This is a genomic window from Bacillus sp. JFL15 (genome assembly GCF_001184225.1).
GTDB lineage: Bacteria > Bacillota > Bacilli > Bacillales > Bacillaceae > Bacillus > Bacillus siamensis.
The window spans coordinates 2,690,962-2,705,731 of sequence record NZ_KQ236689.1 but is presented as its reverse complement, the minus strand read 5'-3'; the positions used below and the strand labels follow the sequence as shown (position 1 = coordinate 2,705,731).

At 44.9% G+C, this 14,770-nt stretch carries 14 protein-coding genes and 1 other annotated feature; of the genes, 2 read left to right on the top strand and 12 right to left on the bottom strand.

Annotation, left to right across the window (positions count from 1 at the left end; all coding sequences use genetic code 11):
- Positions 1 to 53: 53 nt before the first annotated feature.
- Together AD710_RS13535 and mecA are read right to left on the bottom strand one after the other, a co-directional pair.
- Positions 54 to 1,214: a competence protein CoiA family protein gene (locus AD710_RS13535; RefSeq protein ID WP_049628262.1), complete on the bottom strand. Its 1,161-nt coding sequence runs from the start codon at positions 1,212 to 1,214 to the stop codon at positions 54 to 56.
- 150 nt (positions 1,215 to 1,364) lie between these two features.
- Positions 1,365 to 2,021 carry an adaptor protein MecA gene (gene mecA, locus AD710_RS13530; RefSeq protein WP_045925332.1) on the bottom strand — a complete coding sequence of 219 codons (657 nt, stop codon included), beginning with the start codon at positions 2,019 to 2,021 and terminating at the stop codon, positions 1,365 to 1,367.
- Positions 2,022 to 2,296: 275 nt separating this feature from the next.
- Between mecA and AD710_RS13525 the strand changes: the two genes are divergently transcribed.
- On the top strand, positions 2,297 to 2,953 hold the full coding sequence (locus AD710_RS13525) for a TerC family protein (protein ID WP_049628261.1): 657 nt from the start codon (positions 2,297 to 2,299) through the stop codon (positions 2,951 to 2,953).
- Between the two features lie 58 nt (positions 2,954 to 3,011).
- Here the strand turns inward: AD710_RS13525 and spx are convergent, their stop codons facing one another.
- The 8 genes from spx to AD710_RS13485 form a co-directional block, all read right to left on the bottom strand.
- On the bottom strand, positions 3,012 to 3,407 hold the full coding sequence (gene spx / locus AD710_RS13520) for a transcriptional regulator Spx (protein ID WP_003327578.1): 396 nt from the start codon (positions 3,405 to 3,407) through the stop codon (positions 3,012 to 3,014).
- 178 nt (positions 3,408 to 3,585) lie between these two features.
- Positions 3,586 to 4,164, bottom strand: coding sequence for a GNAT family N-acetyltransferase (locus AD710_RS13515; protein ID WP_049628260.1), 579 nt, complete (start codon positions 4,162 to 4,164; stop codon positions 3,586 to 3,588).
- A 108-nt stretch (positions 4,165 to 4,272) separates the two neighbouring features.
- A complete protein-coding gene (locus AD710_RS13510; protein WP_049628259.1) occupies positions 4,273 to 5,469 on the bottom strand; it encodes a putative glycoside hydrolase in 1,197 nt (398 codons plus the stop codon).
- A gap of 108 nt (positions 5,470 to 5,577) precedes the next feature.
- Entirely contained in the window at positions 5,578 to 6,495 is a 918-nt protein-coding gene (gene oppF / locus AD710_RS13505; RefSeq protein WP_016938232.1) for an oligopeptide ABC transporter ATP-binding protein OppF, read from the bottom strand.
- Positions 6,488 to 7,564 carry an ABC transporter ATP-binding protein gene (locus AD710_RS13500; protein ID WP_049628258.1) on the bottom strand — a complete coding sequence of 359 codons (1,077 nt, stop codon included), beginning with the start codon at positions 7,562 to 7,564 and terminating at the stop codon, positions 6,488 to 6,490. Before AD710_RS13500 ends, oppF begins: the two co-directional genes overlap by 8 nt.
- Positions 7,565 to 7,576: 12 nt before the next feature.
- Positions 7,577 to 8,494 carry an oligopeptide ABC transporter permease OppC gene (oppC, locus tag AD710_RS13495; protein WP_049628257.1) on the bottom strand — a complete coding sequence of 306 codons (918 nt, stop codon included), beginning with the start codon at positions 8,492 to 8,494 and terminating at the stop codon, positions 7,577 to 7,579.
- Between the two features lie 3 nt (positions 8,495 to 8,497).
- Entirely contained in the window at positions 8,498 to 9,433 is a 936-nt protein-coding gene (locus AD710_RS13490) for an ABC transporter permease (protein WP_016938235.1), read from the bottom strand.
- A 106-nt stretch (positions 9,434 to 9,539) separates the two neighbouring features.
- Positions 9,540 to 11,174 (bottom strand): peptide ABC transporter substrate-binding protein, encoded by a 1,635-nt coding sequence (locus AD710_RS13485; protein ID WP_016938236.1) that lies wholly within the window; start codon positions 11,172 to 11,174, stop codon positions 9,540 to 9,542.
- A 477-nt stretch (positions 11,175 to 11,651) separates the two neighbouring features.
- Positions 11,652 to 11,864: a binding site (T-box leader), on the top strand.
- 55 nt (positions 11,865 to 11,919) lie between these two features.
- Here AD710_RS13485 and trpS point away from each other — a divergent pair.
- Complete coding sequence (gene trpS, locus AD710_RS13480; RefSeq protein WP_049628256.1) at positions 11,920 to 12,912, top strand: tryptophan--tRNA ligase; 993 nt, start codon at positions 11,920 to 11,922, stop codon at positions 12,910 to 12,912.
- A gap of 32 nt (positions 12,913 to 12,944) precedes the next feature.
- On the opposite strand, the gene AD710_RS13475 is transcribed toward trpS, so the two are convergent.
- Positions 12,945 to 13,697: a YjbA family protein gene (locus AD710_RS13475; RefSeq protein WP_016938238.1), complete on the bottom strand. Its 753-nt coding sequence runs from the start codon at positions 13,695 to 13,697 to the stop codon at positions 12,945 to 12,947.
- Between the two features lie 147 nt (positions 13,698 to 13,844).
- Positions 13,845 to 14,756, bottom strand: a complete 912-nt coding sequence (opp4C, locus tag AD710_RS13470; protein ID WP_049628255.1) for an oligopeptide ABC transporter permease — start codon at positions 14,754 to 14,756, stop codon at positions 13,845 to 13,847.
- Between the last annotated feature and the right edge of the window lie 14 nt (positions 14,757 to 14,770).

Genomic DNA, 14,770 nt, shown 5'->3' with positions numbered 1-14,770 from the left:
CCCTTCACATTCAGCCACCACCTTGACGTTAGGGTGAACGAAATCAAGCATTCTCATTCCCCAAAAAAGAGCCGATCCCGCTGACGCAGCTCTTCAGCCGTTTGAGGGCGCTTCTGTTGAGATGAGGGCATATATACTTCATTCTCAGTTTCCCTTAAAAAATCCTGCAAGCATAAGAAATCCGCATATTGTTTTACCGCCATTCCGATAAGATGTTCGTGAGAATCGTACCGCATCCGGATTTCCTGACGGCGGATGTTATGCCGTACATTTTGAACCATGCCGGATAACCGGATCGGTGCTCCTTTTTCAAAAAGCTCCGCAAGCCGCAAGTATAAATGGCCCTGCCATACGAAAACGGGACTTGCAAACACAAATCCCGCTGAAACGGGAATAAACACTTCAGAAGGCAGAAAAGGAAATGCAACCTGGTGTCTCTCGTAAAAAAGCCGCCGAATGAGACCGGCATCCTCAGATAAAAACCGGCCGCTTTTTTTGCGGAATCCGGCTACGGCGCATCTCCAAGAGGAAAGTTTGACGCTGTGCCGCCCTTCCGGATGACAAATGTCTTTCAGGTTTGCTTTGTGAAGAGGGATCGTGGTTAAGCCGGCATAAGAATAGCCGGTGTAAAACGGGGTGATGGAATGCAGTTTGTAAAAGGAGCGGGCGTCGGGGCAGTAAAACATCAAGGATGAAAATGAATTCGCTTCAAAGAACTGCCAGTGATATGCAGAAAGCCGGAAAAAATGCGCAGCCAGCCGTTTCAGGCGTTTTGCCCCGATGATCCAGACCGGCCGGTATCCGGCGTTTTTCAGGCCTGCCGTCCGGCTCTTTAAAGAGTCTGCCGAAAGGTTCGCACATTGAAATTCAATAGCCAGCCTCTCTTTTCCGTTTTCAGCCGTCAAGTCAGGCCGCTGACCTGCGGAAGTCAGATACGGCTCCAGACTGACGGTGCACCCTTGTGCCTTAAGCCAGAGAAAAAGCTGTCTTTTTCCTTCCAGATGGTATTCACTTTCAGGCTCGGATTCTCCCGGACACAGCCTGCTTTTTTTATGGGCGAAGTGCGGCAGTTTCTCCCGTCCAAGTTTAATATCAAGCTCACTTTTACACACGGGGCAGAACCAGCGCTTATTTCTCAGCTCCGCCGCCTTTTCCTTTGAATAGCTTCCAGCCAGCTGAATGAGCCGGCCGTCGGCATTCACAGCACTGAACATATTGCATCTTCTCCTTTCCTGAATCTTGTTGTATTCAGCAGAAAGAAGGCATAATCCTGTTTGCGGGTGAGCGCTGTTATGGGGTTTTCAGCCGTTTATCATGTCATTCAGAACAAAAAAAACCGATTTCTGCTGAGAGAAATCGGTTTGTTATGATGCAAAGTGTTTTTTTATCGTATATAACGCATGATCAGCGATCACCAATTTACCGTATTCTTCAAGACGGTGAATGCTGACTGACGATTCGTGCGCGTACTCCAACAGGATGCTTAGCTGATTTTCAACCTCTTCATCAGTTTGCTCATAAAAATCTGCATATAAATAATATCGGTTTTCAAACGAATACAGGGTCGTTTTAATTCCGTTAAGATTCAATTTTGAAAGCGAGATGAGATCCTCAAAATCATCGAACCGCAAAGTGAACTGAAGCTTTTGCTCCTTATCTTCCCGGCTCTCGGCCTGCTCTTCTTTCTGGAAATCATCAAGTAAAGCATCGAGATTTTCATCTGCCGGCTCTTGTTTTTTATCTTCCGGGATCGGCAGTTCGAGTTTTTGTCCGTCCTTGGAAAGCTGGGCTTTTGTTACGATTATTTCCAGTCCTTTGTCCAATGCCTGAACCTGAATCCAAAGAGGACCCTCGACAGCGAATTCCTCTTCATCATGAACTTCATCCATGACTTCCCAGAACAGTTCTTCACTGCGCTCGCGATTGTACCAGATTTCTTCTCTGTCAAAACCGCGATCTTCAATATCACCATAAGACATATAAAATTTTACAGTATGCTCGTTAATTCTTTCTATTTCCATTTTGCCAACCTTCCCTTCTTTATAAGATGTTGAAGGGACATCTAAGCTCCCGATGAATAGTACTTTACTACACTTTACCCATTCCGTCCACATCTTAACCTTATAGAAGACAGCACAAATTCTGTATATTTCTATTTTATGATAAAACAGTTATAAAAGAAATAAAAATGCATTTTCACGCCGAAAAACAGGCTTTCTCCCGGTTCCCATCATAAATGGCACACTGCTTCATATATTAGCTGTACAAGCAACCGAACTATAAGCGAGGTGTTACCATGCCGCACGATTACCTGCTGTCCCTTCTGCTCATTATCGGAATTGATCTCATTCTCGGCGGTGACAATGCCGTCGTCATCGCGATGGCCAGCCGGAATCTGGTGCATAAACAAAGACAGCAAGCGATCCTCTTCGGAACGTTTATCGCAGTCGTCTTGAGAATCGTGCTGACGAGCGCCGCGGTCTATTTATTGAATGTTCCATTTTTACAATGCGCAGGCGGGGTGTTTTTATTGTATCTCGGCTATCAGCTTCTGATTGAGAAGAAAGATGCGCAGCATGTGAAAAGCAGTTCTTCCCTTTGGAAAGCCATCCGCACAATTGTTTTGGCTGATATCTTTATGTCTCTTGACAATGTCATCGCAGTAGCCGGCGCTTCTCACGGTGAGCTGACGCTTGTAGTGATAGGGCTTTTCATCTCGGTGCCGATTATCATTTGGGGCAGCAAGCTCGTTCATGCCGCTATGGAGAAAATGCCTTTACTGATGTACGCCGGAAGCGGCCTTCTCGCATTTACCGGCGGTGAAATGATTGCCGGGGACAGCAAGCTGTCTTTCTTCATGGCAGAACACGGCACTTTACAGATGATGCTGCCGATTTTGACCGTCGCTTTTGTCATCCTCGCCAGTATGATTTATCAGCAGACTGAAAAATAATAAAAAGCCCAAACCGCCGACGGTTTTGGGCTTTTTCCATGCTTATCGTAAGCTTATATCAGTTAGCCAGACGCTGTGCTTCTCTTAATTGGAAAGAACGTACTTTTCTAGGTAGGAATCGTCTGATTTCATCTTCGTTATAGCCGACTTGCAGACGTTTTTCATCAATGATGATCGGACGGCGGAGCAGTCCCGGATGCTCATTGATCAAAGTGTACAAATCTTGAAGCGGCATTGATTCAACATTTACGTTCAGTTTCTGGAATACTTTAGAACGGGTAGAGATAATTTCATCCGTACCGTCTTCAGTCATACGCAGAATCTGCTTGATCTCATCAATTGATAACGGCTCAGAGAAAATGTTTCTTTCTTCAAACGGAATCTCGTGCTCCTCAAGCCAAGCTCTTGCTTTTCTGCATGACGTACAGCTAGGTGATGTGTATAATGTAACCATTAATCTTCACTCCTCTAATTAGTAGGATGAACATGTTTGTATTCTCAAATTGAAATGACTTTAAAAAAGGAATCTTTATAGGTATTATACTATAAAAAAGTAAGTATGAACAGTCTCCTGAGAAAAAAATGTGTCAATCCGGCAAATTTACGTTTTGCGGATTATTTCCCATTCTCAATTAGCTCAGCTGATCGAAAATGTTTTTTCGTTTGTTCTCCTCAATGACTTTGAGAACTTCATCCGTTTTTTCGTATGATTCTCCGTACCATTTTTCATCTTTATAAGTGTGAATGTTTTCATATGTCTGTTTCATCGCTTCAAACATTTCTTCTTCTGACTCCGTCTTAGGCGACCAGTACAGAATCTCCATTTTGTTCACTTCATTCGTAGCCAATGACCGGCGCCGATACCCGATTGACTGCGCGTGCTTGAAATGCTCTCTTTGATAAAAACGCAAGCGCTTCTGTGTGTCCGTATCATCCTCGTCAACAGGCTCCACTTCAAGAAGAATCGGTTTGTTTTTCTTTTTCAGCCTGCCGATCAGCTTGCTTCCGAGACCTTGTCCTCTGGATTTCTTCGACACAAACAGGTAATCAATAAAGATGAAAGAGTCAAATTCCTCATACATCAGCACGTGGTACTGCCCTTCTTCTTTATGATAAACATCGCTTCGCTCCTTTAACAGAGCTTCCATATGCGCTTTTGATTTCATTTCTTCAATCGGAAAATATTCACTCAGCTTTTCGTACCAGTTCATTCATTTGCTCCTTATGGGTTCGTTGTCTTCACACTTTTAGATATACCCCATTTCCGATTGTTTAAACAACCTTACATCTATTAAGACGTGTGACCCTTTGACATGGTTTCAATTTTTTTTAAATGGTGTGTAATCGACATTTTTTGTATAACGGTTTGCCGCATCCCATAATAAAAATTCGTCAATTCCTTCATCATGCAGCGCTTTAATCTGGTCTTCCACCTGGCTTTTCCCGTACTTTTGATAATTTCCGCTGCCAAGATAAGAAGCCGTGAAGTCCTGAAGCCACGGGCGCGACACAGGCGGGTGTTTCAGTTTAGACAGTTTGTTATTTTCTACCTTCGCGTATTCTTTGACGACATTGTAAGGCTCAAGATCCGGTTTATCAATGCCGAAATAGCTTGTCCAATGGCTCGGATAAATCATAGATGAAATGACATCGACCTGTTCTGAAATTTTGCTGAAATTCTGGCCGATCCCAGGCGCTTCCGGCAGTGTGGCAGAATAGCCGAAAATATCAACCGACACATTTGCGCCATACGGCTTGAGTTTTCTCTTCGCATATCTTACAAAATCGGTGACGGCATGAACACGTTTTTGCACATTGCTGTCTGCTGTTTTTCCGTAATCGCCGTGTCCGTATGTCAGTTCGCCATCACGTTTTTCAAATCCTTCAGGAAAACGGACATAATCAAACTGAATTTCCTGAAAGCCCATCTTCGCAGCTTGTTTTGCAATCTTTACATTATAATCCCATACTTCTTTCATAAACGGATTGACGAACGATTCTCCGCGGCCGTTTTTCCAGACGCTTCCGTTTTTTTCTTTAAAGGACCACTCCGGCTTTTCGTTCGCGAGTTCGCTGTCTTTAAATACGACAATACGCGCGATCGGATAGATCTTTTTTTCCTCCAGCTTTTTCATCATCTTTTTTGGATCTTTGATGTACGGTTTGGCGATTTTGTCATACTCAGAATGACCGTCCGGTTTAAAGGTAAGATTTCCGTTGTCGTCCTTCACATCAATCACCATTGTGTTGAGCTTCGATTTGTCCACAAAGTCTGTCAGCTCCCCGAATTTGCTCCCTCCCGCTGAATGTCCTGTGACGTAAATGCCCCGGACCTTATCAGGACGTGTAAAATGCAGTCCGGACGGATAAGCAAACCTCTCATTTGCTTTTGGCAGCTCTTTTTCAGTCAGCGCTATTTTTACAAGCGGCTGCTCTTCTTTTACAGCCGCCTGTGCCGGATAAGCGGCTGCACTGAAAAACAGTCCCGCCGCAAAGGCGCATAAAATGGTTTTCATACTGATCTCCCCCTTTTTTTCCATTATAGGAAAACGGGAGCAGGCTGAATAAACTTGGATGTGCGCGAAAAAAAATCCTCCAAGACTAAGTCTTGAAGGATGCGGCTTTTATAGATAGGTTTTAAATTCAGCTTCTGTGCACATGACAAAATGTCCCGGTTTCACTTCGCGAAATTCCATCTTTTCTCCGTCTTGGAGCTGATGAATTGACGGATCATATTTCTTTCGCACGCGATTTCGTTCATAGTCCGGATCAGGAAGCGGGATAGCGGACAGCAATGATTTCGTGTAAGGGTGAAGCGGATTTTCGTAAAGCTCATCCGCCGGCGCAAGCTCCACCAGCTTCCCGAAATACATGACGCCGATGCGGTCGCTGATGTATTTGACCATTGATAAATCATGGGCGATAAACAGATAAGTGAGCCCTTTTTCTTGCTGCAATTCTTTCATTAAATTGACGACCTGCGCCTGAATGGAAACGTCAAGCGCCGAAATCGGTTCGTCCGCAATGATAAACTCCGGATCAACCGCCAATGCTCTGGCGATTCCGATACGCTGACGCTGCCCGCCCGAAAATTCATGCGGATAGCGGTTGGCATGCTCTTTATTTAAACCGACCGTTTCCAGCAGTTCGTGAACCCGCTGCATCCGCTCTTTTTTCGTTTTGGCCAAGCGATGAATATCTATTCCCTCGGCAATAATGTCGGCGACTGTCATTCTCGGATTTAACGAAGCGTACGGATCCTGAAAAATCATCTGCATTTTCCGGTTAAACTCCAGCAGCTTCTTGCGGGATTTTTTCCCGTGGACATTTTCCCCGTTAAAGAGAACTTCCCCGCCGGTTGCCTCATACAGCCGGATAATACTGCGGCCCGTCGTTGATTTACCGCAGCCCGATTCTCCGACAAGGCCGAGCGTTTCGCCTTTATAAATATCAAATGATAAATCATCTACGGCTTTTACCGTTCCTTTCGGCGTAAAAAAATGCTGTTGTAAATGTTTGATTTCAAGCAGTTTCTCAGTCATTTTTTTCACCTTCCTTCATTAAAACAGGCTGCTGATACGTATTCGGCAGCTGACGGATTTTAGCCTTCACCGCTTCTGGCGGCTCGACCTTAGGCGCATCAGGATGCAGAAGCCATGATTTCACAAAATGCGTGTCGGACACTTTATACATCGGCGGTTCCTGTTCAAAGTCAATTTTCATCGCATACGAGCTGCGGAGCGCAAATGCGTCCCCTATCGGAGGGTTTGTGAGATCAGGCGGCGTGCCCGGAATGGCCGTCAGTTTTTCCTGATCTGTGCTGTCCAGACTCGGCATTGAGGCAAGCAGCCCCCACGTATACGGATGGCGCGGATCATAAAAGATTTCATCCACCGTGCCCGATTCAACCACCTGACCCGCGTACATGACGGCGACCCGATCGGCGACATTGGCGACAACGCCGAGATCGTGCGTGATGAAAATGATAGACGTATCAATTTTCTTTTGCAGATCTTTCATCAGCTCAAGGATTTGCGCCTGAATCGTTACATCAAGCGCTGTTGTCGGTTCATCGGCAATTAACAGCTTCGGATTTGCCGCGAGCGCCATCGCGATGACGACGCGCTGTCTCATACCGCCTGAAAATTCATGCGGGAATTGGCCGATCCGTTTTTCAGGCATCGGGATTCCGACGAGATCAAGCAGCTCTATGGCGCGTTTTTTCGCAGCTTCTTTTGAGATTTTTTCATGTTTGAAAAGCACTTCCATAATTTGTTTGCCGACTTTCATCGTCGGGTTCAAAGAGGTCATCGGATCTTGGAAAATCATTCCGATGTCCTTTCCCCTGATGGCCTGCATTTCTTTTTCGGACATCGGCACGATATCGCGCCCGTCAAAAAGAATCTGTCCTCTTTTGAAATAGCCCGGAGGCATCGGAATCAGCTTCATAATCGCCTGAGATGTCACACTTTTTCCGGAACCTGACTCCCCTACGATCGCCAGCGTCTCTCCTTTATTCAAATGGAAATTCACGCCGCGGATTGCCTGTACCTCTCCGCCGTATGTTTTAAATGAAATGGCTAAGTCTTTTACTTCTAGCAAGCGTGTCACTCATATCACTCCTTATTTGCGTAACTTAGGATCCAGCGCGTCTCTTAACCCGTCGCCGACAACATTAAAGCCGAACATCGCCAGGCAGATAAATCCTGCAGGGAAGAACAGACGCCAAGGGTAATAGGTTAATGCAGGCAATCCGTCTGAGGCCATCGTCCCCCAGCTCGCAAGCGGCGCAGGTACGCCAAGCCCCAAATAACTTAAAAACGCTTCTGTAAAAATTGCCGTCGGAACCGTGAGCGTCATCGTTACAAGTATAGATCCCATCGCATTCGGGACGATATGCTTAAACAAAAGCCGGCCGGTTTTGGCACCGAGTGTCTGCGAAGCAAGCACATACTCCTGATTCTTTAATTGCAGCACCTGTCCGCGGACGATTCTCGCCATATTGATCCAGCCCGTGATCGTCATGGCGACGATAATGGTCAGCAACCCTTTCGGCAGAACAACCATCAGCAAAATCACCATTAATAATGAAGGAACAGCCCACAGAATGTCGGCGATGCGCATCATCACTTCATCTGTGCGTCCGCCGCGGAATCCGGAAATACTGCCCCAGATTACGCCGATTAATAAATCCAGCACGGCAGCTGCGACTCCGATAAAGATCGAAATCCGCGCGCCCACCCATGTCCGGACAAATATGTCCCTTCCAAGGTCATCGGTGCCGAACCAATGATCTTTCGACGGGGCTTTATCAGCATTTAATAGATTGGTAGTCGCATAATCATATTTTGAAAAAATAGGTGCAAAAATCGCCATAAGAATAATAAGAACGATCAGTACCAACCCGACCATCGCAAGCTTATTGCTGCGGAAGCGGAGCATGGCGTCTTTCCAGAGGGAAAGGCTTTTTTTACTTATTTTTTCGGCATCGCCGGCATTAGCTGAAGCTGGTTCAAACATATTTTTAGGAATGTTCTGCATGGTCTAGGCTCCTTTCTTTGCTTTAGAAAGCTTGATTCTCGGATCGATCAATCCGTACAGCACATCTACAATCAATACGCATAAAAGCAGGATCACGCTGAAGAACACGGTAACTCCCATAATGACCGTATAATCACGGTTTGTAATGCTGTTTACAAAATGCGCGCCTAAACCGGGGATTCCGAAAATCGATTCAATGATGAAACTTCCCGTTAAAATGGATGCCGCCATCGGCCCCATATATGTCACGACGGGCAAAAGTGCGTTTCGAAGCGCATGGCGCACGGTGACTGACGGCCGGGAAAGGCCTTTTGCTTTTGCAGTCCGTATGTAATCGCTGTTTAACACTTCAATCATGCTTGAACGGGAGAGTCTGGCGATAAATGCCATCGGCATGGAAGCGAGCGCAATGGAGGGCAGAAAGGTGTATGCCCAGGATTCCCACCCCGCGACCGGGAACAGTTCTAATTTAATGGAGAAAATATATTGCAAAATCGTTGCCAATATAAAACTCGGAACTGAGATACCAAAGATCGTTAAAATCGCAATGGTATAATCCTGCCATTTATTATGGTACAGGGCAGCCAGCACCCCGAAAAGCACACCAAACGCTAATGCGAGGAGAATGGCTTCTGCACCGAGAGTGAATGAGACGGGGAAGCCGGAATTGATTAAATCATTAACACTTTGGCCTTTATATTTAAAAGAAGGCCCAAAGTCCCACATCGCTACAGATTTTAAGTAGCTGACATATTGAACGAAAAGAGGCTTGTCCAGACCATAGTGTTCGTTTAAGTTTGCTTCAATTTCAGGCGTCAGCTTTCTTTCGCCGGAAAATGGTCCGCCCGGGGCTGCCTGCATTAAGAAGAAAGTGGCGGTGACAATCACAAACAGCGTGATGATCATGTAAATGAATCGTTTACCGATGTATTTCAGCAAGGTGAACACCTCCATATTTTTTACCATTTTAAACTTAATAAGCAAGAAAGGTATACGGGGACATCCTCCCCATATACCTTGGGTCTTTTGTTTTCAGAACCGCCTGTTATTCAAAAGAAGCGTTTCTGAAGAAAACGTCACCTGTTCCGGTCAAGATTACATTTTTGAGGTTTTTATCCTGCACCCAAGTATCTGTATAGAAGTAAACTGGCGCGACCGGCATTGCGTCCATAAAGATTTTTTCTGCTTTTTTCAGCTCTTCGATACGTTTATCCGGATCCGTTTCAAGCTGAGATTGGTTCAGCAGCTTTTTAAACTCAGGGTCTTCCCATCCTGTATCATTGTTTCCCCCATCTTTATCGCGATATGCTTCAAGGAAGTTAATTGCATCATTAAAGTCGCCTAACCAGGCCATACGCCCGACCTGATAATCTTGGCTGTGCAGCTTATCGATGTACACATTCCATTCGGAATTATCAAGCTCAGCCTTGACACCTAAGTTCTTTTTCCACATTTCCTGTACGGCCTGCGCTATTTTCGCATGCGCATCATTCGTATTGTAGGACAATTTGATTGCCGGAAGGTCAGAGACGCTCTTGATACCTAATTCTTTCAGTCCTTTATTTAAGTATTCTTTAGCTGTTTTGACGTCATTGTCTTTGAAATAGCCTTTTTTGTTATCCTCGAATCCCTTCATTGACGGCGGCACTGCAGCCATGGCCGGGATTTGTTCCCCCTGCGTCACATTTTTCACGATAGATGAGCGGTCGATCGCATAAGCAAGGGCTTTACGGATGTTCACATTGTTCAGCGGTTTCGCTTCTGTGTTGAATTTGTACCAATACACACCTGCGATCGGTTCAACATGGAGCGATCCATCCTTTTTCAAAGTCGGCAGAGATTCGGTCGGAAGCTGGCCGAGCGGCATTCCTGCCCAGTCAAGCTCACCCGCCTGGAATTTTTTCAGTTCGGTGTTGTCATTGTTAATCATCACCATGTTGATTTTCTTCAATTTCACAGCGTCTTTATCCCAATATTGATCGTTCTTTTCAAGTGTGATGGAACCGCTGTGTTTCCAGGCTGTCATTTTGAACGGGCCGTTTGACACGTAATTTTCACCTGCGTTTGTGTTCCAGTTTTTATGTTTTTCAGCAATTTTCTTGTTGATCGGCATATACGTATAGAATGAAGTTAATTGCAGGAAGTAAGGTGTCGGGTTGTTCAGTTCTACCTTTAATGTTTTGTCATTTACGGCTTTTACGCCTACGTCATCAAGCTTGCCTTTTCCTGTATTGGCGGCTTCAGCGCCTTTGATGTAGTAGAGCTGATAAGCGTATTGTGATTCGTTGTTCGGGTCAAGCACCCATTTCCATGCATATTCAAAATCCTGCGCAGTCACGGGATCGCCGTTAGACCATTTCGCACCGTCACGAATCGTAAATGTATAGGTCTTTCCGTCTTTGCTTGTTTCAATTTTAGATGCCATTCCTTCTTCAGGCTCACCTTTGGAGTTTACGCGTGTCAATCCTTCATAAATCTGGCGGATTACGCCTCCTGAAACGGAATCATTCGCTAATCCCGGATGCATTGAAAACGGCTCAGTTTTAATATTGATATTAAGTGTAGTCTGTCCTTTGGTGTCTTTTTTACCGTCGCCTGATCCGCCGCTGAATCCGCCGCACGCACTTAACACAAGCGAGAAGATAAGCATCAAACCTACAATAGACCAACGCTTTTTCATGCACTAACCCCCTAATCAAATTTTCAGCCTTTACTACTAAATACTCAGAAATATCAGACAAAATAACGTAATATTTTTCTAAACTTTAATTGTGTTCCGTCTTTTCTGATTATTTTATGTAAAGAAGCTGTAACAATAGAGTGAACAAGTTCATTATAATGAAATGAATAATTTATTGCAATACTATTTTCTCAATTTAAAATATTTAAATTTGGTCAGTTTTTCTGCCAAAAAGGTGATACACTTCTATAGTTTAAAGCATGACCTAACTAAATATTTTTATTGTAATTTCCAGTTCATATTGCTTTTTACATATAATATTCGTTATACGAAATGTTGATATCCGTTATCTTTTAGGCATTTTCAGTTCTTTTTGCGGATTTTCAGCCTTTAAGCAAATTGGAAATAAGCTTGTATTCTTCTGATGACATTTGGCTATAATTGATTTATAATAGATCAATCAAAGAACATTTTGTTGTGATTGCTATGATGAAGAGTAGTACACATATCAACCCGTTTGAAGAGAGCCTGCGGTGCTGGGAGCAGGTAATGGGCCCTGTGGAATGGACTTCTGAGCAGCTGACCGAACGTAAAGTAGGCCCAGCCGGAGCAGCCTCCGTTACCAACGTCTCGAGCGATTCCATTGTAATGGAATAATCAGGGTGGCACCACGGTTCATTCGTCCCTTTTTTCTACGGGAAGAATGGGCTTTTTTTATTATGTTTTAAGAAATGAGGTAAGAACTATGAAGAAAACGATTTTTTCAGGCATTCAGCCGAGCGGCTCCGTTACCCTCGGCAACTACATCGGCGCCATGAAACAATTTGTCGATTTGCAGTATGATTACAACGGATATTTCTGCATCGTCGATCAGCATGCAATTACGGTTCCGCAGGATCGGCTTGAGCTGCGGAAGAACATCCGCAATCTGGCGGCTCTTTACCTGGCCGTCGGACTTGACCCCGAGAAAGCGACCCTCTTTATCCAGTCAGAGGTTCCCGCTCATGCCCAGGCGGGGTGGATGCTCCAATGTGTCGCATATATCGGCGAGCTTGAGCGGATGACGCAATTTAAAGATAAGTCAAAAGGCAAAGAAGCCGTCGTCTCAGGGCTGTTAACATATCCGCCGCTGATGGCCGGTGATATTTTACTGTACGGCACGGACCTTGTTCCGGTCGGAGAAGACCAAAAACAGCACCTTGAACTGACCCGCAATCTGGCGGAGCGCTTCAATAAGAAATACAATGACATCTTCACGATTCCTGAGGTGAAAATCCCTGAAACGGGCGCGCGCATCATGTCACTGGCTGATCCGCTCAAAAAAATGAGCAAATCAGACCCGAACCAAAAGGCATACATCACGCTGCTTGATGAGCCGAAACAGCTCGAAAAGAAAATCAAGAGCGCCGTGACTGATTCGGAAGGCATTGTAAAGTATGATAAAGAAAATAAACCGGGTGTTTCTAACCTTTTGACGATCTATTCTATTTTAGGAAACACATCAATTGAAGAATTAGAGGCAAAATATGAAGGCAAAGGCTACGGTGAATTCAAAAGCGATTTAGCCGAAGTTGTTATCGGCGCTTTGTCACCGATCCAAGAGCGCTATCGTGAATTAATTGAAAGCGACGAGCTTGACCGCATTCTCGACGAAGGGGCAGCACGCGCAAACAAAACCGCCGGCAAAATGGTGAAAAAAATGGAAAACGCCATGGGTCTCGGACGGAAAAGAAGATAAAGAAAAGAGGCGGGATAATCCCCGCCTCTTTTTTAGTTCACTTTTGATTCCTGTTCCATTTCCCAAAGCTTTTCGAAAAACGGCTGCCCTTTAATCAAATTTTCACAGAATGCAAGATGCTTGTCTGACCAGCCTTCGATTGTTTCATTATAAAGCATGTCCCAAATCTCTTCGAAGCTCATCCGTTTGATCTGCTCGTACATATGCGGATTCCATTCCGTGTACCAATACACTATTTCCGCGCGGTTTTTCAGCCCTTTAAGCTGGTCAAGCGCCATAAACATCAGCTGCTTGATCTGCCGTTCTTTTCTCGTCAGCCCTCTGACATGCTCCGGCGCCAATGATAAAATGTGATATTCCTTTGAAGACTCCAATTGTGCAGGCTCAAATTGAAACGATTCCGGCTCTACATCCTTTACCATTTCATAAACAAGCTGCTCCTGCCTCGGAATCAGGCGGCTCTTTCTGACCGGAATGGTATACCCGATCGTATCCACGGCAATGATGCCGATTCCGTCAGTCACGACAAAACAGTACTCAAGCTTCGTCCGCTCATGATTTTTTCGCACATATGACTTTTGATGCACTTGTTCCAGCAGCTCTTTCGGAAGCTCTGATAAGTCGTTTTCTATGTAATGAAATAATACCGACGGCACTCTGAGCAGCGGCGTCTGATCCAAAAGCTCAACCGTGTCTTCCTTCCGCCATTCGTGAAAATGGCATACATTGTAGCCATTCTCTTCCCCTTCAAACCAATTGACCCACACATCATGAAGAAATAACATATTCGACCCCTCACTTTATAAAAACTGTTGTCCACAGTATAGGCAAGGGATAGATAAATTATTCCATTTCGATATGAGATTTCCGCAATAGGGGGCTGGATTTCTGACTGCATCGCAACAAAAAAATCTCCCGTTCCGTCCGGGAGATCATTTCACATTTTTCGGATCAAGCGCGTCACGCAGACCGTCTCCGACAAAGTTGAAGCACAATACAGTAAGAAGAATCAACAAACCCGGGAATAACGGGTACCACCAAGCCTGAATCATTATCGTAAAGTTCTGTGCATCCTGGAGCATATTGCCCCAGCTTGCGATCGGCGGCTGAATCCCGAAACCGAGATAACTCAGTGCCGATTCGGCCAGAATAACCGATCCGACTTTTAAAGTGGCTGACACAATAATCGGTCCCAGCGCATTAGGCAGGATATGTGAAAAAATAATTTTATGTGTTTTTGTTCCGATTGTTTTAGCGGCTAATACATATTCTCTCGATCGCAAGGATAAAAATTCTCCCCTGACCAAACGAGCGGTTGTCGTCCAGCCCGTCAGACAGAAAATTAAAATTAATTTATCCACGCCTGGCTTAAAGATTGTAACAAGCGTAATCAATAAGAAAATATCAGGAATGGAGAGGACGATGTCCACTAGCCGCATAATAACAGCATCTGCGAAACCTTTAAAATAGCCCGCTATCGCTCCTAAAATCGTCCCGATAAAAATAGAGCCGACAACAGAGGCAAATCCGACTAGTAAAGAGATTCGCGCGCCGTACAGAACCCGGCTGAAGATGTCACGCCCGAATTTATCCGTTCCCATCAAATGTTCAAGACCCGGTGCTTTAAATTTATCAAGCAGGCTTTGCTGCTCTTGCGAATAAGGAGCAATCACCGGTGCAAAAATCGCTGACATAATAATGACAAACAGAATAACAGCACCTGCAACAGCCAGTTTATTTTTCGAAAACTTTTCCCAAAAGATTTTTGTCATGGTTTCCGGTTTTTCAGCAATATTTTCTTTCAGCCCGATCTCCGGTGCCGAAGATGTGTTCAGCTCAGCCATCGATGTCCCCCCTT

Coding starts and splice junctions, on each gene's coding strand:
- AD710_RS13535 (WP_049628262.1), bottom strand. CDS start 1,214: ATGTTCAGTGCTGTGAATGCCGACGGCCGGCTCATTCAGCTGGCTGGA.
- mecA (WP_045925332.1), bottom strand. CDS start 2,021: ATGGAAATAGAAAGAATTAACGAGCATACTGTAAAATTTTATATGTCT.
- AD710_RS13525 (WP_049628261.1), top strand. CDS start 2,297: ATGCCGCACGATTACCTGCTGTCCCTTCTGCTCATTATCGGAATTGAT.
- spx (WP_003327578.1), bottom strand. CDS start 3,407: ATGGTTACATTATACACATCACCTAGCTGTACGTCATGCAGAAAAGCA.
- AD710_RS13515 (WP_049628260.1), bottom strand. CDS start 4,164: ATGAACTGGTACGAAAAGCTGAGTGAATATTTTCCGATTGAAGAAATG.
- AD710_RS13510 (WP_049628259.1), bottom strand. CDS start 5,469: ATGAAAACCATTTTATGCGCCTTTGCGGCGGGACTGTTTTTCAGTGCA.
- oppF (WP_016938232.1), bottom strand. CDS start 6,495: ATGACTGAGAAACTGCTTGAAATCAAACATTTACAACAGCATTTTTTT.
- oppC (WP_049628257.1), bottom strand. CDS start 8,494: ATGCAGAACATTCCTAAAAATATGTTTGAACCAGCTTCAGCTAATGCC.
- AD710_RS13485 (WP_016938236.1), bottom strand. CDS start 11,174: ATGAAAAAGCGTTGGTCTATTGTAGGTTTGATGCTTATCTTCTCGCTT.
- trpS (WP_049628256.1), top strand. CDS start 11,920: ATGAAGAAAACGATTTTTTCAGGCATTCAGCCGAGCGGCTCCGTTACC.
- AD710_RS13475 (WP_016938238.1), bottom strand. CDS start 13,697: ATGTTATTTCTTCATGATGTGTGGGTCAATTGGTTTGAAGGGGAAGAG.
- opp4C (WP_049628255.1), bottom strand. CDS start 14,756: ATGGCTGAGCTGAACACATCTTCGGCACCGGAGATCGGGCTGAAAGAA.